The sequence below is a fragment of the Streptomyces sp. NPDC058964 genome (assembly GCF_042741275.1).
GTDB lineage: Bacteria > Actinomycetota > Actinomycetes > Streptomycetales > Streptomycetaceae > Streptomyces.
The window spans coordinates 1-1,673 of the sequence record NZ_JBHYKH010000926.1; the positions used below are offsets into that span (position 1 = coordinate 1).

Annotated in this window: 1 protein-coding gene; it reads left to right on the forward strand. The window is 67.4% G+C overall.

The window, feature by feature from the left end:
- Window positions 1–326: 326 nt before the first annotated feature.
- Entirely contained in the window at window positions 327–1,592 is a 1,266-nt protein-coding gene (locus tag ACFW2E_RS46460; RefSeq protein ID WP_384478106.1) for an ABC transporter substrate-binding protein, read from the forward strand.
- Window positions 1,593–1,673: the final 81 nt, after the last annotated feature.

Consider the following 1,673-nt stretch of genomic DNA (forward strand, 5'->3'; position numbering starts at 1 on the left):
GGGCCGGCCGGCGGCGGGCCGCCGACCGCCGCCGGCAGCGGTGGGAACCTCCACAGCCCCACCGGCGGCGCCGCCGAGGCCTGTAACCGCCGGTGACACCCCCTGCGGCCGAGGGCCGCCGGCCATACCCCCGGCCCGGCGGCCCTCAACCCCTCGGCCGCACCGGCGTGTTCGGGATCCCGAACTGAGCACAACGCTTCGAACAGGCTTCGTCCAACCCCTTGCCGAAGTATTAGCCGAAGGTTAACGTCCCGCTCCGCACAGCAAATGAGCCATCTGGCCCGGGTCGCAGAGCCGCAGCCGTACTTCGAGACAAGGACGTCAGCATGTCGGCAATGAGCAACAGCAACTGGTCCCGCCGATCACTGTTCCGCGCCGCCGCGGGCATGGCCGCCGCCGGCACGCTGGCCGCCTGTGGCAGCAACAACGGCCGTGGGGGCGGCTCCGGTTCGGGCAAGAACCTCGTGCAGTACTTCCACGCCTACGGCGAGGCGGGCACCGAGCAGGCGATCAAGCGGTACGCGAAGGCGTACGAGGACGCGGATGTCAGCACGCAGTGGATCACCGGCTCGAACTTCGAGAGCAAGCTCTTCGCCTCCCTGCTCACCAAGCAGGCGCCCGACCTGTTCGAGTTCCACCCGCAGATCCAGCTCGTCAGGAGCGGTCAGGTGGCCGATCTGACCGACATCGTCGATCCGGTCAAGGACGACTTCAACCAGGCCGACATCACGTCGCACACGGTGGACGGCAAGATATACGGCGTCCGCATGATCGACGACCCGCAGTTCTTCTTCTACCGCAAGTCGCTCCTCGAGAAGGCGGGCGTCCAGGCGCCCACCACCCTCGACGAGCTGATCGAGGCCGCCGCCAAGCTCACCACGAGCAAGGTGAAGGGCCTGTTCCTCGGCAACGACCTGCACGCGGTGATCAACCCGCTGATCTGGTCGGCCGGTGCCGACACCCTCGACGAGAACAACAGGATCGCCTACCACACCGACGGCGTGGTCGAGGGCCTCAAGAAGATGCGCAGGCTCTTCACCAGCGGCCACCTCCTGCTCGACGCCCCCGCCGACTTCTGGGACCCCTCCGCGCTCGACCAGGGTCTGTGCGCCATCCAGTTCTGCGGAATGTGGGCCATGCCGCAGTTCCAGCAGACCCTCGGCGACGACCTCGGCATCATGCCGTTCCCGAAGGTCACCGACGCCGGCAAGCCGTCCGTCTACAACGGCGGCTGGTCGATGTTCGTCAACGCCAAGGGCAAGAACGTCGACGCGGCCAAGGAGTACGTGAAGTGGCTGTGGATCGGCCAGAAGAAGTACCAGGAGGACTGGGCGACCTCGTACGGCTTCCACATCCCTCCGCGCGCCTCCATCGCGCAGTCGGCCACCAAGCTGAAGTCGGGGCTGCCGGCCGAGGGCGTGAAGCTCTTCAACGAGTACGGGCACTTCGACAACATCGGCTGGACCCAGGCCATGATCACCGCCACCGAGAACGTCTTCGCCGACTGTGTCCGCAAGGGCGGTGATCCCGAGGCCGCGCTCGACAGGTGCGACAGGACGGTCGGCGCCGAGCTCAAGAAGCTCTTCGGATAGACCGCCGGACGGACACGGACCCCGACATGCCGACGACCACCACACGTGGCCTCGCGAGCCCCGCCCCGGCCAGGGTCTCCA